This is a genomic window from Myxococcus dinghuensis (assembly GCF_024198235.1).
In the GTDB taxonomy this organism is placed as follows: domain Bacteria; phylum Myxococcota; class Myxococcia; order Myxococcales; family Myxococcaceae; genus Myxococcus; species Myxococcus dinghuensis.
In genome coordinates, this window is the sequence record NZ_JAKCFB010000015.1 from 27,170 (window position 1) to 47,917 (window position 20,748).

Annotated in this window: 21 protein-coding genes; 10 read left to right on the top strand and 11 right to left on the bottom strand. The window is 71.1% G+C overall.

The window, feature by feature from the left end; translation table 11 throughout:
* Positions 1–69: 69 nt before the first annotated feature.
* The gene (gcvH, locus tag LZ198_RS20435) at positions 70–456 is read right to left on the bottom strand and encodes a glycine cleavage system protein GcvH (RefSeq protein ID WP_253973696.1); all 387 of its coding nucleotides are present in this window, start codon (positions 454–456) and stop codon (positions 70–72) included.
* Positions 457–494: 38 nt separating this feature from the next.
* Positions 495–1,580 (bottom strand): glycine cleavage system aminomethyltransferase GcvT, encoded by a 1,086-nt coding sequence (gcvT, locus tag LZ198_RS20440; RefSeq protein ID WP_253973697.1) that lies wholly within the window; start codon positions 1,578–1,580, stop codon positions 495–497.
* Between the two features lie 94 nt (positions 1,581–1,674).
* On the opposite strand from gcvT, the gene metF reads away from it, so the two are divergent.
* Together metF and LZ198_RS20450 are read left to right on the top strand one after the other, a co-directional pair.
* On the top strand, positions 1,675–2,547 hold the full coding sequence (metF, locus tag LZ198_RS20445; RefSeq protein ID WP_253973698.1) for a methylenetetrahydrofolate reductase [NAD(P)H]: 873 nt from the start codon (positions 1,675–1,677) through the stop codon (positions 2,545–2,547).
* Positions 2,544–2,963 (top strand): hypothetical protein, encoded by a 420-nt coding sequence (locus LZ198_RS20450; RefSeq protein WP_253973699.1) that lies wholly within the window; start codon positions 2,544–2,546, stop codon positions 2,961–2,963. The genes metF and LZ198_RS20450 overlap by 4 nt, the downstream gene beginning before the upstream one ends.
* A gap of 69 nt (positions 2,964–3,032) precedes the next feature.
* On the opposite strand, the gene LZ198_RS20455 is transcribed toward LZ198_RS20450, so the two are convergent.
* Positions 3,033–4,577: a sensor histidine kinase gene (locus LZ198_RS20455; protein WP_253973700.1), complete on the bottom strand. Its 1,545-nt coding sequence runs from the start codon at positions 4,575–4,577 to the stop codon at positions 3,033–3,035.
* Between the two features lie 422 nt (positions 4,578–4,999).
* The gene (locus tag LZ198_RS20460) at positions 5,000–5,944 is read right to left on the bottom strand and encodes an ADP-ribosylglycohydrolase family protein (RefSeq protein ID WP_253973701.1); all 945 of its coding nucleotides are present in this window, start codon (positions 5,942–5,944) and stop codon (positions 5,000–5,002) included.
* A gap of 288 nt (positions 5,945–6,232) precedes the next feature.
* Here LZ198_RS20460 and LZ198_RS20465 point away from each other — a divergent pair, with 288 nt between their 5' ends.
* Both LZ198_RS20465 and LZ198_RS20470 read left to right on the top strand, forming a co-directional pair.
* Positions 6,233–7,444, top strand: a complete 1,212-nt coding sequence (locus LZ198_RS20465; protein WP_253973702.1) for an OmpA family protein — start codon at positions 6,233–6,235, stop codon at positions 7,442–7,444.
* Between the two features lie 391 nt (positions 7,445–7,835).
* The gene (locus LZ198_RS20470; protein WP_253973703.1) at positions 7,836–8,456 is read left to right on the top strand and encodes a TIGR02265 family protein; all 621 of its coding nucleotides are present in this window, start codon (positions 7,836–7,838) and stop codon (positions 8,454–8,456) included.
* Here the strand turns inward: LZ198_RS20470 and folD are convergent.
* Entirely contained in the window at positions 8,453–9,334 is an 882-nt protein-coding gene (gene folD, locus LZ198_RS20475) for a bifunctional methylenetetrahydrofolate dehydrogenase/methenyltetrahydrofolate cyclohydrolase FolD (RefSeq protein WP_253973704.1), read from the bottom strand. The two genes, LZ198_RS20470 and folD, sit on opposite strands and share 4 nt — an antisense overlap.
* Positions 9,335–9,390: 56 nt before the next feature.
* Here folD and LZ198_RS20480 point away from each other — a divergent pair, with 56 nt between their 5' ends.
* Genes LZ198_RS20480 through LZ198_RS20495 form a run of 4 tightly spaced genes read left to right on the top strand, consistent with a single transcriptional unit; the run spans position 9,391 to position 13,137 of the window.
* A complete protein-coding gene (locus LZ198_RS20480) occupies positions 9,391–10,209 on the top strand; it encodes a TerB family tellurite resistance protein (protein WP_253973705.1) in 819 nt (272 codons plus the stop codon).
* A gap of 49 nt (positions 10,210–10,258) precedes the next feature.
* On the top strand, positions 10,259–10,990 hold the full coding sequence (locus LZ198_RS20485; protein WP_253973706.1) for a Smr/MutS family protein: 732 nt from the start codon (positions 10,259–10,261) through the stop codon (positions 10,988–10,990).
* A 46-nt stretch (positions 10,991–11,036) separates the two neighbouring features.
* Positions 11,037–12,032: an amidohydrolase family protein gene (locus LZ198_RS20490; protein ID WP_253973707.1), complete on the top strand. Its 996-nt coding sequence runs from the start codon at positions 11,037–11,039 to the stop codon at positions 12,030–12,032.
* Between the two features lie 10 nt (positions 12,033–12,042).
* Positions 12,043–13,137 carry a quinone-dependent dihydroorotate dehydrogenase gene (locus LZ198_RS20495; protein WP_253973708.1) on the top strand — a complete coding sequence of 365 codons (1,095 nt, stop codon included), beginning with the start codon at positions 12,043–12,045 and terminating at the stop codon, positions 13,135–13,137.
* Between the two features lie 143 nt (positions 13,138–13,280).
* Here the strand turns inward: LZ198_RS20495 and LZ198_RS20500 are convergent, their stop codons facing one another.
* The 6 genes from LZ198_RS20500 to LZ198_RS20525 form a co-directional block, all read right to left on the bottom strand.
* Positions 13,281–13,961, bottom strand: a complete 681-nt coding sequence (locus LZ198_RS20500) for a DUF4097 family beta strand repeat-containing protein (RefSeq protein ID WP_253973709.1) — start codon at positions 13,959–13,961, stop codon at positions 13,281–13,283.
* Between the two features lie 104 nt (positions 13,962–14,065).
* The gene (gene exoK, locus LZ198_RS20505) at positions 14,066–15,217 is read right to left on the bottom strand and encodes a spore coat polysaccharide biosynthesis glycosyltransferase ExoK (protein WP_253973710.1); all 1,152 of its coding nucleotides are present in this window, start codon (positions 15,215–15,217) and stop codon (positions 14,066–14,068) included.
* A complete protein-coding gene (gene exoJ / locus LZ198_RS20510; protein WP_253973711.1) occupies positions 15,207–16,493 on the bottom strand; it encodes a spore coat polysaccharide polymerase ExoJ in 1,287 nt (428 codons plus the stop codon). The genes exoK and exoJ overlap by 11 nt, the downstream gene beginning before the upstream one ends.
* Positions 16,494–16,644: 151 nt before the next feature.
* Complete coding sequence (locus tag LZ198_RS20515) at positions 16,645–18,312, bottom strand: DUF6178 family protein (RefSeq protein WP_253973712.1); 1,668 nt, start codon at positions 18,310–18,312, stop codon at positions 16,645–16,647.
* A 78-nt stretch (positions 18,313–18,390) separates the two neighbouring features.
* Positions 18,391–19,011 (bottom strand): ribosome biogenesis GTP-binding protein YihA/YsxC, encoded by a 621-nt coding sequence (yihA, locus tag LZ198_RS20520; protein ID WP_253973713.1) that lies wholly within the window; start codon positions 19,009–19,011, stop codon positions 18,391–18,393.
* Positions 19,012–19,015: 4 nt separating this feature from the next.
* Entirely contained in the window at positions 19,016–19,528 is a 513-nt protein-coding gene (locus LZ198_RS20525) for a cytochrome c family protein (RefSeq protein ID WP_253973714.1), read from the bottom strand.
* Positions 19,529–19,661: 133 nt separating this feature from the next.
* On the opposite strand from LZ198_RS20525, the gene LZ198_RS20530 reads away from it, so the two are divergent.
* Both LZ198_RS20530 and coaE read left to right on the top strand, forming a co-directional pair.
* Positions 19,662–20,135, top strand: coding sequence for a hypothetical protein (locus tag LZ198_RS20530; RefSeq protein ID WP_253973715.1), 474 nt, complete (start codon positions 19,662–19,664; stop codon positions 20,133–20,135).
* On the top strand, positions 20,136–20,732 hold the full coding sequence (coaE, locus tag LZ198_RS20535; RefSeq protein WP_253973716.1) for a dephospho-CoA kinase: 597 nt from the start codon (positions 20,136–20,138) through the stop codon (positions 20,730–20,732).
* The last annotated feature ends 16 nt before the right edge of the window (positions 20,733–20,748 follow it).

Below are 20,748 nucleotides of genomic sequence, written 5' to 3' on the forward strand. Positions count from 1 at the left end.
CGACCCGCTGACGACCGGGTCGGAAAATTCGAGGACCGTCACTAACAACGGTCCCGCGGCGCTTCACTCTCAGGCGGACTCGAGCAGCTTGGCGTACGCGGCGGCGGACAGGAGCGAGTCCAGTTGCTTGGTATCCGAGGGGGCGATCTTGATGAGCCAGCCGTCGCCGTAGGGGTCGGCGTTGACGTCCTCGGGGCTGGACTCCAGCTCCGGGTTGACCTCCAGCACCTTGCCGGAGATGGGCGCGAACAGCTCGGAGACGGCCTTGACGGACTCGACGGTGCCGAAGGGCTGGCCCTCGGTGACGGTGGCGCCCACCTTGGGCAGCTCCACGTAGACGACGTCACCGAGCGTGTTCTGGGCGTGGTCGGTGATGCCGACCGTGACCTTGTCGCTCTCGACGCGGGCCCACTCGTGCTCCTTGGTGTACTTCAGATCGCTGGGAATGTTGGACATGGGGTGCTCCTCTGAAACACAGGGGGACGACAGGGGCTTCAGGGCTTCTTGTAGAACGGCGTCTTCACCACCACGGCGGGCACCGCGCGGCCCCGGATGTCCACGTCGAAGGTGGACCCCTCGGAGGAAAGCTCCGCGGGCACGTACCCGATGCCGATGGCCTTCTTGCCGAGCGAGGGCGCGGCGGTGCCGCTGGTCACCTCGCCCACCGGGCGGCCGTCCTTGTGGATGGCGTAGCCGTGGCGGGGGATGCCCGCGCCCGTCAGCTCGAAGCCCACCAGCTTGCGCTTCACGCCCGCGGCCTTCTGCGCGACCAGCGCCTCCTTGCCGATGAACGCCGGCTTGTCGAGCTTGACGATCCACCCCAGGCCCGCCTCCAGCGCGGTGTGGGTGTCGTCGATGTCGTTGCCGTAGAGCGCGTACTTCATCTCCGTGCGCAGGCTGTCGCGCGCGCCCAGGCCACACGGCTTGACGCCGTCCTGCTGGCCCTCGGTGAGCAGCGCGTTCCACAGCGCCACCGCGTCACCCGGGGCGCAGTACAGCTCGAAGCCGTCCTCGCCCGTGTAGCCGGTGCGGGAGATGATGGCGCGCACGCCGGCGACCTCGCCCTCGGCGAAGCGGTAGGTGCCGATCTTCGACAGGTCGATCCGGGTCAGCCGCTGCACCAGGCCGGCTGCCTTGGGTCCCTGTACGGCGATCTGCGCGAACTCCTCGCCGCGGTCCACCGGGGTGCCCCCCTTGGCGTGGGCCTTCATCCACGCGAAGTCCTTCTCGCGGTTGCTGGCGTTGACGCAGATGAGGATGCGCTCGGGGCTGAAGCGGTAGGCGACGATGTCGTCCACGAAGCCCCCCTGCTCGTTGAGCAGCCCCGCATAGACGGCCTGGCCGTCCGCGATGCGGGCCAGGTCGTTGGAGATGAGAGCATTGACCGTCTCGAGGGCGCCCGGGCCGGAGAACTCGATCTCCCCCATGTGCGAGACGTCGAACAAGCCGACGGCGTTGCGCACGGCCTCGTGCTCGGCGATGAGGGAGGAGTACTGCACGGGCATGTCCCAGCCCGCGAAGTCGACCATCCGAGCGCCCAGCGCGCGGTGTGCCTCGTTGAGGGGCGTACGCCGGGTCATCGTCTTCTCCTGAAGGGGGTTGAAAACGGCGCGGACTATAGCCGCGCACCTTCACCGATCAAGGCCGACGCGGACCGTCTACACTGGGCCGGACATGAAGATTCGTAATCGGCTGAATCCGTCCAACCCCTGTTTCTCGTTCGAGTTCTTCCCGCCGAAGACGGACGAGGGCGTGGCCAACCTGCTCCGGACGCTGGAGGACCTGGCGCCGCTGGAGCCGGGGTTCGTGTCCGTGACGTACGGCGCCGGAGGGAGCACGCGCGACCGGACGGTGGAGCTGGTCAGCCGCATCAAGGCGCAGACGGGCATCGAGGCCATGGCCCACCTGACGTGCGTGGGCCACACGCGCGAGGAGCTGCGGGACCTGCTGCAGCGGCTGGCGGCGGCGAAGGTGGAGAACGTCCTGGTGCTGCGCGGCGACCCGCCGCTGGGCGAGAAGACGTTCGTCCCGGCCCAGGGCGGCTTCGCCTACGCGTCGGAGCTGGTGCAATTCATCCGAGAAGAGGATTTCACCTTCTGCCTGGGGGGTGCGTGCTATCCCGAGGGGCACGTGGAGACGGCCTCGCGCGACGACGACCTGCGTCATCTCAAGGCGAAGGTGGACGAGGGGCTGGACTTCGTGGTGACCCAGCTCTTCTTCGACAACGCGTTCTACTTCGACTTCGTGGAGCGGGCCCGGCGCGCGGGCATCAACGTCCCCATCGTCCCCGGCATCATGCCCATCACCAACTACGAGCAGGTGCAGCGCTTCACGCGCATGTGCGGAGCCACGGTGCCCATGCGCCTGGGGCTGCAGCTCGAGCGGGTGAAGGACCAGCCGGACGCGCTGGTGCAACTGGGCGTGGCGCACGCCACGGTGCAGTGCATGGAGCTGCTGTCGCGCGGCGTGCCCGGCATCCATTTCTACACGCTCAACAAATCCCCGGCGACGCGGATGATCGTGAGCGCACTGAGAGCCCGTACATGAGCGGTCCTGGAATCCACCTGCCCCCGGAAGATCCTCGCACGAAGGTCGTCGAGATGATCCGGGCCCCGGCCTTCTTCCTGCTGTGCTCCGGGGTGTTGAACGTCCTCTTCAACCTCATCGGCTTCGTGCTCGCGGCCCTCAAGGTGACCTCGCCGCTGGCGCCCCAGGGCGCCGCCGCGACGCTGGACCTTTCGCCGGGGCTGGCGCTGATGCTGCTGGTGGGCGTCCTGTGCGGCGTGCTGTCCGCCTGGGGCGCGATGAGCGCGCTGAACCTCAAGGGCTACGGCCTGGCGACGGTGGGCGGCATCACCGCGCTCTACATCCTGTCGCCCGCCTGCGTCGTCGGCGTGCCGGTGGCCATCTGGATGCTCTTCACGCTGCGCCGCGACGGCGTGCGCGAGGCCTTCCGGAGCTGAAACGCCCGCCGCGCCAATCCCTCGCATGCGGGCCCCCCGGCGCCCGCGCGGCGCCACCGCGCGGGTCTGCTAGGGATTGCAGGACACGTCCGGGGCGGCCTGGGCCCGCGGCAGGGAGATGGTGAAGACGCTGCCCTTCCCCTCGCTGCTCTCCACGCGCAGGGTGCCGCCGTGCTGGCGCACCGTGTCGGACACGACGGCCAGGCCCAGCCCGGTGCCGTGCTCCTTGGTCGTGAAGAGGGGATCGAAGATGCGCTCCAGCACGCGGTCCGGGATTCCGGAGCCGTTGTCGGAGACGCGGATGTGGAAGGCCCTGCCGCCCCCCTCCTCCGCCGACACCTCGACCACGCCCTCGCGCTCCGAGGGCATGGACTCCATGGCGTTCTGCACCAGGTTGATGAGCATGCGGCGCAGCAGCTCCCGGTCCACCCACGGCGTCTCCATGCCGGCGGCGACGCGGTTCTCCACCCGCACCCCCGCGCGGGCGGGGACCACGTCGATGACCTCGTCCACCAGCGCGTGCAGCGCGCAGGGCCCGAGCACCAGGGGCCGCTCGCGCACGAACTCCAGCAGCTCCGAGGTGATGTTGGAGCACACCGCCAGCTCCCGCTCCACGATGTCGAGGAAGCGCTGGAGGCGCGAGCCGTCCCCCACCCCGTCCGTGCCGCGCAGCCGCCGGGCCACCGCGGCGTTGGCGGTCCGGGCCGCGGCCAGGGGGTTGCGCAGTTCGTGGCTCACCGTCGCCGTGCGCTGCCCCACCGCCGCCAGCTTCTCCATGCGCGCGGCCAGCTCCCGCGAGTCGCGCAGCTCGCGCAGGCTGCGCTCCATGGCGCGCTCGCGGTCCACCCGCTCGCGCTCACACGCGCGCTCGAGCAACACCTGCTGCTCGGCCACGCGCCACATCTCCCGCGACACGCCCCGGCACGCGACGATGAGCACCGCGTCCACCAACCCCACCCACAGCGCCAGCTCCAGCACCCGCCAGCCCGTGTCCGCGGTGACGGCCAGCAGCTCCGGCCACCCCGCCGCCCGCGCGCCATGGACCAGCAGCGCCGCGCCACCCGCCGTCAGCAGCACGCGCGGGTCGCGATAGAAGGACAACAGCGCCAGCGAGCCGAAGACGTGGAAGTGCGCCTCGATGCGCCCGCCCGACAGCAGGATGAAGAGCACCGACCACAGCACCTGGGTGAGGGCCACCACGTGCCGCGTCACCACCGCGCCCGGCCTGCGCCAGACGAGCAACGCGGGCAGCACCGCCAGCGGCACGCCGGACACGAGGCACCACTCCCACAGGTCCCCCGACCGCCCCGCCCACGCGGAGGGCGTGGCCACGGTGGCCAGCAGCAACGCCACCAACCACTGCCCTCCCATCAACCAGACCGACAGCGCGTCCGCGCGACGACGGATGGCGTCCAGGTAGGCGGCGAGCAGCACGCGGGCCCGCGAATCCCGCTCGACGTCGGGATGCGGAGCCTCCAGTCCTCCCACGCCGCCGGGCACGCCAGGACGGAGGCTGGCCGCCGCCCCGGAGCCCCGCATGAAGGACTCGCACGCGCCCGCATGCCCCGACGACGCCCGCACGTCGAGCGCATCCACTTCGTGATTGTTCGACATCCTCAGGCTCACCCCGGCCGTACTGGCCCCTCAGGATCCGCCCCATTCTAACGCGCCGCACCCATCCAGCAATACCATTCTGTCAGGTTAAGCAGGTTGTGACTCGACCAACAGAGCGTTCCAACGCCCGGGCACGGACGCGATGTGCGGGTTTACACGCAGGCGCGGCAATGAATGGCGTTGTACCGGGGTACAATTCCAAAGCCAGACGAAAAGACGGCCCGCGAATCCCGCTTTGGATCGAGTTGCAAGAAATCGCCATCACCCTATCATCGACCGCGTGGTGACGGCGGAAGACGCGGCCTGCCTCGTATGGCTTGTCCATGCGGGCCGGGCTGGAGGCTCCGCCGACGGCTGGCGTTGGATTCAAGGGCCCCGCTCCTCCCCGGGGGGGTGGGAGGAGCGGGGCTCGTGGTTTCCCGTCAGCGCGCCGCGTGCGCCAGGAGCTTGTGCAGCAGCGGGTCGCACACGTCCTTCCCCCGCAGCGCCGAACGCCAGCGCTCGGGGATGCCCCGCACGCCGTGCAGGAGCCCCGCGATGCCGCCGGTCACCGCCGCGGTGGTGTCCGTGTCGTGGCCCAGGGCGATGGCGGCCTTCACCATCTGCTCGAACGTGCCACCCCGCTGGACACACTCGAGCGAGGAGCGCAGGCAGTCCACGACATACCCCGTGCCCGTGCCCGAGGCGGGGACGGCGTCGGTCGGGAAGAGGTGGGTGTCGAGCTCCGCGCGGACCTCGGAGCCCTCGGGGTGCAGGGAGCGGAAGGTGTCGAGCGCGGACTCCCACGGGTCCGGGGCCTCGTCGAGCACGCGGCGCGCCCAGAGACAATACAGCGCGCAGCACGCGAGCGCGCGCGCGTGGCCGTGCGTCACGCGCGACTGCGCCATGGCGTCCGCGACCAGCTGCGCGTCGGAGCCGGTGTGCCACAGCGCCAGCGGGAGCACCCGCATGAGGGAGCCGTTGCCGTTGTCCCTCACCCCGGCCGGCCCGGCCTCCAGCGCGGGCGTCCCCGAGCGCAGCGCGTGCAGGGCGAGGTCCGTCTGGATGCCCACGTCGAACACCTGGCCATCCACGGCGAGGTAACCCCACTCGCGCCAGTTCACCAGGCGGCGGCCCAGGTCCTCGACCTCCAACCGGCCCTGGTACAGCAGCGAGTCGAGCAGGCAGAGCGCGTGCGCGCCGTCGTCGGACCAGGTGCCCGGCGGCACGCCCGGGTGCGCGCGATCGAACCCCGGCGGTGGCTCGAACTCGATGGAATCGCGGGACGGCAGCCGGGCGGGAGGGTGGAACTCGTACGGCACGCCGAGGGCATCGCCTATCAGCAATCCCAACAATCCACCTGTGATCCGCTCCTCGCGCGTCACCATGTCGTCCCCTCCCCGGGTCGCTCCCGGGCAGGCACCCTCCTCCCGGGCAGGCGAGGCGTCAAGCCATGCCCGGCGCCCCGGTGCTCACGGCCCTGGGTCGCGCCAGCAACCAGGGAATGGCTTACATGGCCGGCCCCGACGACAGGGCGATGTTCGCCCCGGACGGCGGACTCACCATCGAGGTCTGAAGAGCAGAAGAGTCGTTCGCGCCGGCCCTCTGTGACGGATGAGCGACTCGCCGCACCGGACCAAACCCCTGGTGCGAACGAATCCGGAGGAGGCATCCGCATGGCGTTCAACCTCATCGACATGGTGCGGGATCGGTTCTCGGGCAACGTGGTGCAGCAGATGGGCTCGTCCCTGGGAGAGGACCCCGGCACGCTGGGACGGGCGCTGCCCGGCGCCATCGCCGCGGTGGGCGGCAGCGTGGTGGAGCGCGGCTCCACGGAAGCCGGGGCCAGCCGCCTGATGTCCCAGCTCAACGAAGGCGGCTTCACCGGCCCGAACGCGGGCAACGAGGACGTGATGTCGCCGGACATGGCGGAGCGCGGGCACGGCATGCTCGGCGGCCTCTTCGGCGACAAGCTGAGCACCATCACCAGCACGCTGACGCGCACCGGGGGCCTGAGCAACAGCGGCTCCGCGTCGAAGCTCCTCGCCATGGTGGCGCCCATCATGATGGGCGTCATCGGCAAGCAGGTGCGCGACAACCGCATGAGCGCGGGGGGGCTGAGCCAGTTGCTCGGCAGCCAGCGCTCGTCCATCGCGTCGATGCTGCCCGCGGGGCTGGGCAACCTGCTGGGCGCGAAGCCGACCCGCGCGGTGGAGGAGGTCGTCACCGAGACGCGGACGACCCCCAGCGTGGAGACGGTGCGGCGGGCGCCGGTGGAGCACGTGGCCCAGCAGCAGCACACGCCCCCCAAGCGCAACCTCTCCTGGGTCATCCCGGTGGCGCTGCTCGCGCTGCTGGCCGGTTGGTTCCTGACGCGCAGCCGCCGCGACCACACCCGTCAGCAGCAGGCCTCCGTCACCCAGCCGGCGCCCCAGCAGCGCCCGACGGACCAGGCCACGGGCGGCGCGGGCACGGCGGGCACCGGCCGCGTTCCGCCGGTGGCCAATGACGCCCAGAGCATGCGCCAGGCCTTCGACAGCGGCGCCGCCAGCTTCATCCTGGCCGGCGTGGGCTTCCAGCAGGGCTCCGCGCAGATGACGCCGCAGAGCGACGCCAGCGTCGGTCAGTTGGCCTCGGTGATGCGTGACAAGCCCGACTCCCGCATCCGCATCGCGGGCCACACCGACGGCACCGGCGACGCCGCGGCCAACCAGCAGCTCGCCCGGCAGCGCGCGGAGTCCGTGCGCTCGGCGCTGATCTCCGATGGGGTCGACGCCAACCGCGTGGAGGTCGCCAGCGCGGGCGCCTCCGCCCCCGTCGCCAGCGACAACACCGCGCAGGGGCGCGACCAGAACCGGCGCATCGAGGTGCAGGTCCTCTCCCGTTGAGACAGGACCTGGGGCCTCGCGCCCCCCCGGGCCTCCGTGTGTCTTTGCACGCGGAGGCCCGCATGTATCACCCAAGCCACGCGTGCGCCCTACCCCCACGCACGACGTTCCACCTGCCCGTCTCAGGGAACGACCAGAACCCGCCAGTTCCGCGCGGGGTCGGCATGCACGTTGTGAATTGGCAATCAACCCGGCGGGGGGATGGGACGCGGCCTTCCGCCGCCCCGCCTCCGTCTGGACGGGGCAGGGAACTGTCCCGACCGCGACAGCACACATCGACTCGCGTCGGACCCGGGCGGCCTTTCCAGTCCTCACCGACTGGCTCACCTTCATGGAAGAACTCGAGCGCCTGCCCGCCGTGGGGCAATTCTCAAACGCCGAGGGGGAACCCATGACAGTGATTGCGTTCCGGAGCAAGGAGAGGGAGGTCGTGGACCCCGTCAACGAGCTCGAACGGCGTCTGGGACTCACGGCGGACGAGGACCGGGCCCGGGGCATGTTCTTCCTGGGCGTGCTGGACGTGGTGCGGCGTGAGTCGGGAGAGCAGGCCGCGGCGCGCTGCCTGGCGGCCTCCGGCGAGCGCCGCTTCGTCCCCTTCTTCCTCTACCCCGTCAGCAGCTTCCTGAAGATGACGTTCTCCGCGGCGGAGCTCCTGGCCCCGCGGCTGGGCGGCTTCGACACGGCGATGCGCATCATCGGCGCGCAGGCCACCCACGACTTCCTCGACTCTGTCGTGGGCCGCAGCTTCCTGATGCTCGCCGCCGGGGACCCCCAGCGCCTCATCAACAACCTGCCCTCCGGCTACCGCACCGCCGTCACCTACGGCGAGCGCCACGTCACGTGGACCAAGCCCCAGGAGGGCCTGTTCAACATGTTCCGCGACTTCATGCCCCACACGTACCACGAGGGGGTGTTGCTGGCGGTGCTCCAGGCCGTGGGCACGCGGACCGCGCGCGTGCGAGGACGCCCCCTGAGCATGCTGGACTGCGAGTACGTCGTGTCCTGGTTCTAGGACCCGACCCCGGCCTCCGGGCCCAGGACGTGCCGCGTCTGGCGCGACGCCGCCTCGAGCGTGTTGCCCAGGAGCATGGCGATGGTCATGGGCCCCACCCCGCCCGGCACCGGGGTGATGAAGGACGCGCGCTCCAGGGCGCTCGCGAACTCCACGTCGCCCACCAGCTTGCCGTCCTCCTTGCGGTTGACGCCCACGTCGATGACGACCGCGCCCGGGCGGATCCACGCGCCCTTCACCAGCTCGCGCACCCCCGCCGCCACCACGAGGATGTCCGCGCGGGAGACCTCGGACGGCAGGTCGCTGCGGCTGTGACACACCGTCACGGTGGCGTGCTTCTGCAAGAGCATCAGCGCCATCGGCTTGCCGACGATGTTGCTGCGCCCCACCACCACCGCGCGCTTGCCGGCGGGGTCGCAGCCCACCTCCTCGAGGAGCCGCATCACCCCCAGCGGCGTACACGCGCGCGGGCCGGGGCGTCCGAGCAGCAGGTTGCCGGCGTTCACCGGGTGGAAGCCGTCCACGTCCTTCTCCGGCAGGACGGCGGCGACCACCGCGTCCGCGTCCAGGTGTCCGGGCAGGGGGAGCTGCACGAGGATGCCGTGGACGGCCGGGTCCTCGTTGAGCCGGTGCACCAGGGAGAGCAGCGCCTCCTGGGAGACGCGGGCGTCCAGGTGGTGCTCCCACGAGTGGAAGCCGACCTCCTCGGCCGCCTTCTTCTTGGCGGTGACGTAGACCTTGGAGGCGGGATCCTCCCCGACGCGCACCACGGCCAGCCCGGGGGTGAGCCCCCGCGCCGCCCGGAGCCGGTCCGCGTCCGTCTTCACCTGCGCCCGCACCCGGGCCGCCACTGCCTTGCCGTCGATCAACTGGCCCATAGCGTGGGGCACTCTATGCGAGACTGCCCCACCAGGAAGGGAGCGAAACCGAGGCCATGGGACAAGGCAAAGTGCTGGGGGCGATGATCGGGCTCGCCGTGGGACTGATGACCGGCAGCGCCTGGGCCATCGTCCTCCTGGGCGTCGTCGGGGGCGTGGTGGGGCACTTCTTCTACGACGAGCAGCACGCGCTGCCCGCGGAGTCCCCGGACGTGATGGCCGACTTCCCCACCGCCGCGTTCGCCGGGGCCACGGGCGCCGCGCGCGACGCGGCCTCGCTGCAGGAGGAGGAGGACGCGCACCTGACCCGCAGCCTCTGCGCCCTCTTCGTCGAGGTGGCCCGCGCGGACGGCGAGGTGCGCCGCGAGGAGGTGCGGGAGATCCGCCGCTACTTCGAGGAGGTCCTCCACTACGGCGTGGACTCGCTGGAGTTCGTCCGGGGACGGCTCAAGGACTTCATCGCCCTGCCTCCGGACCTGGACGCCGCGGCGGACGCCTGCCAGGAGGCGATGGACACGACCGAGCGCCAGCGGCTGCTCGACGCGCTGTACGAGCTGGCGCTCGTGGACGGCGGCATGCAGCGCTCCGAGCGGGAGGTGCTGCGCCGGGTGGGCGCGGCGCTGGGCCTGTCGGACGACGAGCAGGAGGTCGTCGCCTCCGCGCGGCTGGGGGACGCGTCGGCGCACTTCGAGGCGCTCGGCCTGGCGCCCGACGCCAGCGACGCCCAGGTGAAGAGCGCCTTCCGCCGGCTCGCCGCGGAGCTGCACCCGGACAAGCACTCCCACCTGAAGGGCCCGGACGCCGAGGCGGTGGCCCGCCGCTTCCAGGAAGTCCGCGACGCCTACGAGGAAATCCGCCGCCTGCGCGGCCTGTAGTCAGGGGTTACAACCCGGGCATCCGCCCGAGACGAGACACCGCTTCGCCATGAGCCAGCACCGCAAGCCGCCCCCGAAGAAGGAAGAGACCTTCCACAACAACCCCTTCAAGTCCGCCATCAAGTCCATCCAGGACACGGAGAAGAAGCAGAAGGCGGAGGAGGAGAAGGCGAAGGCCGCCGCCACGGAGGCCGCCCGGCGCAAGGCCGCGCCCCCCGCGCCCTCGAAGAAGCAGAAGGCCGCCCAGGAGTCCGCCGAGGAGGAGGCCTCGCTCTTCTTCTCCGCCATGGACGGTGTCGCGCAGCTGACGCACCGGGGCGAGCCACCCCGGACCGACCCGCGCCTGCCGGACTTCATCGACGAGAACGCGGAGGCGCTCGCCCAGCTCTCGGAGCTGGTCGCCGGCAGCGGCGACTTCGACATCTCCGGCACGGACGAGTTCCTCGAGGGCGCCAGCCCCGGCATCGACCGGAACCTGCTGCGCTCGCTGCGCCGGGGCGACTTCTCCGTCCAGGCCCGGCTGGACCTGCACGGCATGACGCAGGTCCAGGCCCGCGAGGCCGTGGAGCGCTTCCTCTCCGAGAGCCGCCGCGCCAAGAAGCGCTGCGTCCTCATCGTCCACGGGCGCGGTTTGCACTCCAAGGACCAGCTCCCCGTGCTGAAGGAGGGCCTGAAGTCGTGGCTTTCCCACAAACGCGTGGCGGGCATGGTGCTGGCGTTCGCCACCGCACGTCCGCAGGACGGCGGCGCGGGGGCCGTCTACGTGCTGCTGCGGCGGTGACGGTCGCAACCTTTACGCGTGGCCGGCAGTGTGCATACATGCCGGCATGGCACGCGAACTGATCGACCTGCACATCCACGTGGGCGGCTCGGTGGCCCCCCACATCCTCTGGTCCATCGCCCATCAGCAAGGCTTCAAGCTCCCCGTCAAGAACTACTTCGACTTCGTGGAGCTCATCACCTCCCGTCCGGGCAAGGTGGGCAGCCTGGATGACTACCTGAAGATCCTCCACACCTGGACGGAGAAGATCCAATCGTCGCCGAGCGCCATCGAGCGCTCGGTGTACGAGATCATCGGCAAGGAGTACCGGGGCAGCCGGGTGACGCAGATCGAACTGCGCTTCAACCCGATGAAGCGCAACCTCAACTCCGAGCTGGACCTGGACCACATCATCCACGCGGCGCTGCGGGGCATGGACCGGGCGGTGCTCGAGTACGGGGTGAAGGTGGGCTTCATCTTCTGCCTGGCGCGCGAGTTCGACCACCGGCTCAACAGCATCATCGTGGACAAGGCCATCAAGTACCGCACGCGCGGCGTGTACGGCATCGACCTGGCGGGCACGGAGACCAACGCCATGGAGCTGCGGCCGGAGGTGGTGACGCAGTACGAGGACCTGTTCGCGCGGGCGCGCCGGGGCGGCCTCAAGTGCACCGTGCACACCGGCGAGACGCGGGGCACGGGCGCCGAGGGCGTCATGTCCGTGGTGGAGAAGCTCAAGCCGCACCGCATCGGCCACGGCATCCGCGCCGCCTACGACGAGAACGCGATGAAGGTGCTGCGCGAGAACGACATCGTCCTGGAGCTGTGCCCCACCTCCAACCTGCACACCAAGGCGGTGGAGGGCGTGGAGGAGCTGCGCCACATCATCCGCACCTTCTGGGACCGCAAGGTGAAGTTCACCATCAACACGGACGGCCCCTACCTGCTCGAGACGGACATGCGCCGGGAGATCGAGCTCATCGAGAGCAACGGCATCCTCACCCCCGAGCAGGTGGACCAGACGCTCGCGTGGGCGCGGCAGGCGTCGTTCATCGCGGGCTGAGACGCAGGCCATGTACGGACTGACCCGCTCGCTCCTCTTCCAGCTCGACGCGGAGCGCGCGCACCGGCTCGGCGTGGCCGGCCTGCGCCAGTTGGGGCACCTGCCCGGGCTGTGCCGTTCGCTCCGGACCCGGGCGCTGGCCGGGCTCGCGCAGACGCTGGCCGTGGAGGTGGCCGGCCTGCGCTTCGCCCACCCGGTGGCCCTGGCGGCGGGCCTGGACAAGGACGCGGAGGCGGTGGACGGCCTGTTCGCCTGCGGCTTCTCCGCCGTGGAGATCGGCACCCTCACGCCCCGCCCCCAGCCCGGCAACCCACGGCCGCGCCTGTTCCGCCTGCCGGAACACCAGGCCGTCATCAACCGCATGGGCTTCAACAACCACGGCGCCCCGGACGCCGCGGTCCGCCTGCGTCGCCTCACGTGGCGCCCCGGCCCCCTGGGCGTCAACGTGGGCAAGAACAAGGACACGCCGCTGGAGAAGGCGGTGGACGACTACGTGGCCTGCGTGGACGCGCTCGCGCCCCTGGGGGACTACGTGGTGGTCAACGCCTCGTCGCCCAACACCCCGGGGCTGCGCAGCCTCCAGGAGCCCGAGCAGCTCTCCCTGCTGCTCTCCGCCGTCCAGGAGCGCCTCTCCACGGTGGCCCCCGGCAAGCCCCTGTTCCTGAAGATCGCCCCGGACCTCGCCCCCGAGGCCGTGGACGAGGTGGTGGACGTGGCCCTGCGGCAGCGGCTGGCGGGCCTCATCGCCACCAACACCACCATCGCCCGGCCCTTCGAGCACCCGGTCGCGAAGGAGGCCGGGGGCCTGTCCGGCGCGCCCGTGCGCGAGCCCTCCAACGCGGTCATCCGCCGCGCGTACCAGCGCTCCGGGGGGCGCCTGCCCATCATCGGCGTGGGCGGCGTCTTCACCGCGCAGGACGTCTACGAGAAGCTCCGCGCCGGCGCATCCGTGGTGCAGGTGTACACGGGCTTCATCTACGAGGGCCCCGGCATGGTGCGCCGCATGCTGCCCGCGCTGGCCGCGCTGCTCGCCCGGGATGGCTTCTCACGCGTCGCGGACGTCGTGGGCGCCGACCACCGGGCGCCCTCCGCGCCGCGCGCCTAGCCTCCTCGACGGCCGGAGAGGCGCCTGGGAGGGGCCTCCATCCGGACGTCGGGGACTGGACGAAAAAATGAGCGCTCGCCGGCGCCTTGGAGTTTCACCGGCGAGCGCCCCGGGCCGCCTGACTGGGAGGCGGGCCTCGAAATCTATGGTTGGACGGTGAGCGAACCACTCACGGTGCTCACTTCCACCGTCTGGGTGCCGGCGCCGTAGGTCACGTTCCGCGACCCCATTCCCGCCGACTTCCCGTTCAAACGCCCTCCGACAGACGTGAATTCCACCGTCGCGTCCGCCGGGTCCGGAAGCTTCAGCCGGACATCGCCCGACACCGTGCTCACCGACGTGGCTCCCAACTTCCGAGGAGCCAGTACCACCTCCGCATCAACGGCGCTCACCGACAAACGTCGCTCCGAGCCGTTCACTTCCACACGTCCGTTGACGCTCGCAATCTCCTGCTCCCCCGCCACGCCCTTCACCGCCACCGCCGCGTTCACCACCGAGACTTCCAGCTCCGCCTGCCGGGGCACCTTCACCGTCATCCGGACCGCCGGGGCCTTCCCCTTGCACGAGTGGTTCCCCTCCTCGCAGGGGCCGCAGCACACCCGTGCCTGGATGACATCCCCCTTCTGGACCACCTCGATGGATTCCCGGCCACTTCCCGGGTTTTCCAGAACCGCCTCGATTACAACGTTATTCCCGTCTACCGCATCTACGCGAACGGCGCCATCAACAACGGAGACCTGGACCTGGGGGGTCCCGTCCGTCTCGAACTTCCAGTTCTGGGACGCCGGAGCCGAGGCCAGGACTGCCAGCAGGGGAAGCCACATACGAAGGTGCTCCGAGGTAGGGTGGGAACACCCTGCCCTACGGATGACCCGGAGGCCCATTGCCGGCGAGCGACGTGGAGTATCCACGCCGGTCTGACATGGACTCAGCCGATGCCTCGCGCCACCTTCTGGTACAGCGCGTCATGGAGGCGGATCAGCCGCTCCAACGAGAGTTCGCGGGCGACGAACTCCCGCGCGGCGCGGCCCATCTTCCTCGCATTCTCAGGATGCGCGAGCAGCTGGCTGAAGGCCTGGGCGAGCTGTGCGGGGCGCTCCGGCGGGACGACGAGGCCGCGCTCGCCGTCGCGCACGAGGTCGGTGTTGCCGCCCACGCGCGTGACGACCATGGGGAGGCCCGCGGCCATGCCCTCCATGATGGCGTTGGACATGCCCTCCGCGTTGGAGCAGAGCACGCCCAGGTTGGCGCGCGCGTAGATGGCGGCCACGTCCGTGCGGTGGCGGAGGAAGTGTACGGTGTCGGACACCCCCAGCTGCGCGGCGAGCTTCTCCAGGCCCTTGCGGCGCGGGCCGTCGCCCACGAGGTAGGCGTGCAGGGGCGTGCCGCCGTGGTGGAGGATGGCCAGGGCGAGCAGCAGGTCCTCCTGGCGCTTCACCGGGTGGTTCATGTTGGCCACGTGCACGACGACGGGGGCGCCCCCCGTGTCCGGCAGCGGCGCCTTGAGGCCGTCGCGCACGCGCGCGTCGAAGCGGGCCAGGTCCAGGCCGTTGTGGATGACGGAGATTTTCGAGGCGGGCAGCCCCTCCTCGGCCACGAGCAGGCGGCGGATGGCCTCCGCGTTGGCGACGACGTGGTCCGCCATGGCCGTCAGCCGCGCGTGCACCGCCCGGCGCGCCTTGCCCTGCCAGTGGGACAGGTCCAACCGTCCGACGATGACCTTCACGCCCGCGAGCTTCGCCGCCGGCACGGCGATGAGCGTGGAGTAGAAGTCGTGGACGTGGACGAGCTCCACGCGGTTCGCCCGGAGCCACCGGGCGAGCCGGAGCACCTGGTAGGCGGTGTTGGCCTGCGCCACGGAGCCCTTGAGCGGGAACGCCTCCGCGACGTGGCCCAGGTTCCACACCGCCCCCATCAGCGGACCGGCGTCCTCCAGGACGGAGACCTGGAGCCGGTAGTGCGGAGGCAACCCCCGCAGCAGCTCCAGCACCTGCACCTCCGTGCCGCCGATATGGAACGACCGGGTGAACTGCACCAGGCGGATGGGCTCCAGCTCCATCCGAGCTTCTTCACGCCGCATGTCCCGACCCCTCCCACGCAGTCACCGGACCGTCGGACCGCACGGGCCCCGTGACACCCACCGCCTCCGCCGCCTCCTCCGCGCGGGCAATCCGATGCGCCGCCGCCGCCAGCCCGAACAACACGTAGCAGTGCGCGGAGAGGATGTAGCCGGAGAACAAGTCGCACGTCAGATAGCCCGCCATGGACGCGGCCAGGGCCCGCGCCATCCACCCCACCTCGCGACTTCGCGACGCCCCCAGCGCGCCCCCCGCGGCGCCGCCGGCGAACACCATGAAGAACGCGAGCCCCACCCAGCCCAGCTCGCCGATGACGTCCAGGAAGATGTTGTGCGCCACGTACGCGCGCCGGGCCTCCGGGGGCGCGTACTCGGCCCAGGCGTAGCGGAAGCCGCCGGCGCCCACGCCCAGCAGCGGGCGGTCCAGGCTGATGCGGCTGGCCACCTGCCACGCGTAGACGCGGCCCATGGCGGAGGCGTCCTCGTGGAAGGCCGCCACCGTCTCGTTGCGGGCCCAGAAGCTGGAGGGCGCGAAGACGACCAGGCCCACCACGAACAGCGAGCCGACGACGACGGCCTGGATGCGGCGCTTCTCGCGGATGGCCCACAGCGCCATCGCCACCGACAGGCCGATGAAGCCGCCGCGCGAGTGCGACACCACGATGGCCACCACCGCCAGCACCGCCGCCACCAGGCACGCCAGCCGCCACAGCCAACTGGAGCCCTTGCGCGCCAGGAAGGCCACCGCCAGCGGCACCACCAGCACCAGGTTCATGGCCATGTGGTTCGGGTCCGCGTAGACGCCCACCCACCGCGCCCGGAAGCCCTCCACCAGCGCTTCCCCCACCAGGTACCAGTTGATGACGCCGATGGACGTCACCACGGATGCCATCACGATGGCGCCGCACACCGCGGCCAGGCGCCGCTGGCTGGTGATGACGTTGATGAACGTCAGGTAGATGGCCGTGAGCTTGAGCAGCTCGATGCCGGTGGCCCGCGTCACCTCCGGGTTCACCGACCACGCCACCGAGGACAGCGCCAGGGTGGAGAAGCCGATGAGCGCCAGTCCCCGCGCGCCGTCCAGGTGGATGGGCTCCGCCCGTCCCAGCCTGCGCACCAACATCAACCCCGCCGCCAACGCCGACGTCACGAACGCCAGCCGCAGCGGCGCGAGCGCCGGTATCCACTCGCCCGGCACCGCGTACATCACCGCCGCGAACGCGGTCAGCGAATAGAAGGCCCACACGTCACGCCGCTGCCCCTGCTCACCCGGCACCATGTCCCTCCTCCTCAGGCGTTGGCGCGCGAACAGCCACGCGAGGGCCAGCCTTGAGCAAGGGACGCGCCAGGACTCCGGGCCGACAAAGCCTCGGATCTCCGCTGACTTGGAGGCACCGCGGTGCGGGCGGTGCCCCCCGAGGCTGAAAAACCTACGGCACCGGCGCGCTCTCCATCGGGAGGACCTCGGAGGCGACGGGGCTCCACTGCTCCTCCTCGAGCCACGCGGCGCCCAGCTCGGACAGCAGCCGGCCGAGCGTCACCGCCACCATGCGCCGCAGCTCGTCCCGGGCCGCGGGCGCCACCGCCCCCTCCAGCCCGGCCAGGGCGCGCTCGGCGGCGGAGGCGCGCAGCCGGGGCGCCTGGGGCGTGCCCTCGAACAGGCGCTGCCCCAGTTCCACCGCGCGGCCCAGCGGCACCGGGCGCGCGTCCGCGCGCTCGTCCAGCACCGCCATGGCCACGCCCGCGGCGAACAGCCGGTCCACGCCCAGCGTCTCCAGGGGCACGCCGAAGCGGGCCACCGCCACGCGCGCGGCCTCCGGCGTGCCTCCCAACAGGCCCCGGAAGACCTCCACCTGGGCCTCGGCGCGCGCCAGCGCCGCCTCGCTGGAGGCGACCTCCTTGAGCGAGCGGAACGGCACCGGCTCCGCGCCCTCGACCTTCAGCGCGCGCCGGGGGCGCTTGCGCCGCAGGGCCTCCAGCGCGGCCGCCTCCTCCGGCAACACCAGGAGCACCCCGTCCAGGACGGCGCCGGGCACCTTGGCGAGCCGGTCCGCGCGGAACTTGAGCTGCAGCGTCAGCGTGAAGCCCGTCTGGAAGACGCGGCGCAGGGGCGTGTCGCGCAGGAGCTGGGTGGCGCGGGTGGGGTCCGCGCCCGTCAACTGCTCCAGGCCCAGGCTGAGGTAGTCACGCACCATCTCCCCCACCCGGCGCACGGCGTCCAGGTCCCCCGGGTCCGCCAGCTCCGCCACCAGCGCCGCGTTGGCCACGCTGGTCAGCTCGTCCTCGGCGTTGGTGCGCTCCAGGTCGTCCAGGCCCCGGAAGGCGGCCTCCAGGTAGTCCACGTGCCCCTGCGTCGTCGCCAGCGCGCTGCCCGGGCCGGGCCGGGGCGACGGCCCCACGTCCACGCGGCTGAAGAGCGACACCGCGTCCTCCAGCGACGGGAAGCCCAGGTCCAGCAGGCGCCCCTGGCGGAACTGGAAGGCCGTCTCCTCCATCTCCCCGGGAATCTCCCAGCGCACCGCCTCCAGCAGGCGCACCGCCTCGAAGGGGTTCTCCGCGATGAGGTCGTTGAGGAGGGTGCGCACGGCGGACATCTCCACCCCCTCCGCCTTGATTTCGACGAGGTAGCGCCCCTCCGGCGTCTCCAGCGTCACGCCCTGGGGGTTGACGTCCGGGTTCTCCTCCAGGTCGTGCACGACGACGAACTCGCGCAGCAGCAGCTCCAGCACCTCCAGGTCCAGCGCGTGCAGCTTGCGCAGGAACTCCGCCGAGTCGTCGCTGCCCACGCGCGCCGCGCGCAGCCAGGTGAGCACGTCGTGCGCGTCCAGCGCGTCGCGCTTCCAGCCGCCCAGGTCCACGAAGGCGCGGAACTGGCCGGGCGAGGCCAGTTGCACCAGCTCCGTGGCGTCCGCCAGGCCGACTTCCTGGATGGTGACGTAGAGGTTCTCTGGCGGCAGCGCGCGGATCACCGCCTGGGCGTCCGGCCCCTCCAGCAGCGCGTCCACGCGCTGGCGGGGCGACAACCGCATCAACCGCTGGCTCAGCTCGCGGAGGGCGAGCTGCGCGTCCTTGCCATTTCCCTTGCCGTTCTCTGACACGGCGGCGTGCCTACCACAGCCCCTCCCGGGCGGGGAGCACAACCCCACCCGAGCGACCACTACCCGATTCCCGGGCCCTCAGACGCGGGTGGTCTTGCCGAACGTGCCGAGCAGCGCGGCCCAGACCTCGTCCACGCCCAGGCGCGCCGTCGAGGAGAAGGGCAGGACGGCCTCCAGGGGCAGGTCCATGAGCTTCGCCAGCTCCTGCAGCCTCGGGCGCGTCTTGGCCTTGGTGAGCCGGTCCACCTTGGTGGCCACCACCATCACCTGGCGCTTGAACTCCTGGAGGTAGTCGAGCGTGGCCAGGTCGTCCGGGGTGGGGCCCACCTCCGCGTCGATGATGCTCACCACCACCTCCAACCGGTGCCGCTTCTCCAGGTAGGTGGTGATCATCTTCTCCCACTGGGCCTTGTCCGCCTTGCTGGCGCGGGCGAAGCCGTAGCCGGGCAGGTCGGCGAGGCGCACCTGGTGGCGCTTGGTGCCCCACTCCAGGTCCACGTCGAAGAAGTTGAGCGTGCGGGTGCGGCCGGGCGTGTTGGACACGCGCACCAGCTTCTTGCGGCCGCACAAGGCGTTGATCATCGAGGACTTGCCCACGTTGGAGCGGCCCACGAAAGCCACCTCCGCGGCGTGCTCCTGCGGATAACCCTTGGGCTCCACCGCGGTGGTGACGAAACGGGCGTCGAGGATCTTGATCACGGCCCTACTTCTTGGCGGTCGCTGTCGAGGGCGCCGCGGTGGGGGTGGACTCCGTGCGGGCGGCGCGACGGGCCCGCTCCGCGGACCAGTGGTCGATGGCCTTGAGCGACTCCTTGAAGTCGAACGGCCGCAGGGAGGGCGAGGAGGCGTCGTGGCAGGAGCGGCACTGCTTCTCCGACGGATCCACCAGCCCCACCAGCCGGGCCAGCTCCGGATCCTTCATGACGTACTCCGGCGAGTAGTACTGTCCGCCGCCGTGGCATGTCTCGCAGCTCACACTCGCGGACGCCTGCGCGGCCTGGTCCGGGGAGTGGCACGACAGGCACCGGCCGTCCTTCTGCTGCTGCTCGGTGAGGGAGTTCACCGCCCGGGCATGCTTGGAGCGCTGCCAGGCCTCGTAGGCCTCCGGGTGGCACCCCTTGCAGCTGTCCGCGCCGACGAAATCAGCCGCCCCGGCCACGCCACAGCACAGCGCCAGCAAGAGGAAGGGCAGGATGCGGGTGCCAGGAGCGCGCATGGGCTCGCGAAGTAGCAGACCCCCCCGGACGGGGCAAGGCGTCTCGTGGTTGAATGCCCGTCGGAATCGTCCGTTGGAATGAGAGGGAGGCGCTTGAGGCCCGCCCGCCCTTTCCATTAGGGAGGAAGTCGTGATGAGGACCCTGACCGCGCTCGCAGTGCTCGCCTTCGCCGCCCCCACCGTCGCCGTCGCCAAGCCCTGGCAGGGCGTGGAGCCCGGCGTCACCAAGAAAGACGAAGTCGTCAAGAAGTTCGGCGAGCCGTCGCGCACCGTCACCCAGGACGGCAAGGAGATCATCGCGTACCTGGGGAAGGAGGCCATCAAGGGGACCAGCCAGGCGCAGTTCAAGGTGGACCCCGGCACGGGCCTCATCGAGCGCATCGACGTGTTCCCCGGGCCCGTCATCGACAAGGAGACCATCGAGACGAACTACGGCCCCGCGTGCCCCTCCGGCCCGGCGCCCGCGACGCCCTGCTACCAGCGCAAGCTGACGGACGACTTCCGCACCTACTTCCTGTACCCCAAGCTGGGGCTCGCCATCTTCTTCAACGAGGACGGCAAGACGGTGCAGTCGTTCACGTTCACCACGCAGAAGGCCGCCAAGTAGGTGCGCGTCTTCGGACTGACGGGCGGCATCGCCTCCGGCAAGAGCACCGTCACGTGGATGCTGCGCGAGCTGGGCGCGGAGGTCGTCGACGCGGACGTGCTCGCGCGGGAGGTGGTGGAGCCGGGCACCCCGGCCCTGGCCGCCATCGCGGAGCGCTTCCCGGGCGTGGTGGGCCCCGACGGGCGCCTGGACCGCCCCAAGCTGGGGGCCCGCGTCTTCGGCGACGACGCCGAGCGCGCCGCGCTCAACGCCATCGTCCACCCCGCCGTGAGGGACGCCTTCGCCCAGCGGCTGAACGACGCCGAGGCGCGAGGCGTGTCGCGCGTCGTCTACGACGTCCCCCTGCTGGTGGAGAGCGGCATGCACCCGTGGATGGACGGCATGGCGTTGGTGTGGGTCCCCCGGGAGGTCCAGAAGGCCCGGCTGATGGCGCGAGACGGCCTGGACGCGGCCGGCGCGGAGGCCCGGCTGGCGGCCCAGCTCCCCCTGGACGACAAGCGGGCCCACGCGACGTGGGTCATCGACAACAGGGGTGACCTGGCGGCCACCCGGGCCCAGGTCGAGTCGGTCTGGCGCGCCATGCTCGCGCGCGGCTGACGGACGGGTATGCTGC